Annotated in this window: 1 protein-coding gene; it reads left to right on the forward strand. The window is 61.6% G+C overall.

Annotated elements, in window-relative coordinates:
* Window positions 1–250, forward strand: a 250-nt coding sequence (locus C6W92_RS17575; RefSeq protein WP_164989305.1) for a transposase, incomplete at both ends; no start/stop codon positions are given.

Here is a 250-nt window from a genome sequence, read left to right on the forward strand (position 1 = left end):
TGGCCGAGGAGACGCTTTACGACAGCGAGGCGATGCGGCGGTTCGCCGGGGTCGAGTTGGGCGATGACCGTATCCCTGACGAGACCACGATCCTCAACTTCCGCCACCTGCTGGAACGGTATCGGCTGACCGAGGCGATCTTTGCCGAGGTGAATGCCTATCTGGCCAACAAGGGCATGACCCTCCGCTCCGGCACGCTGGTGGATGCGACAATCATCGACGCGCCGTCTTCTACCAAGAACAAGGCCAA

Origin of the sequence: Roseovarius sp. A46, assembly GCF_004126395.1 — a bacterium.
Classification (GTDB): Bacteria; Pseudomonadota; Alphaproteobacteria; order Rhodobacterales; family Rhodobacteraceae; genus Roseovarius; species Roseovarius nitratireducens.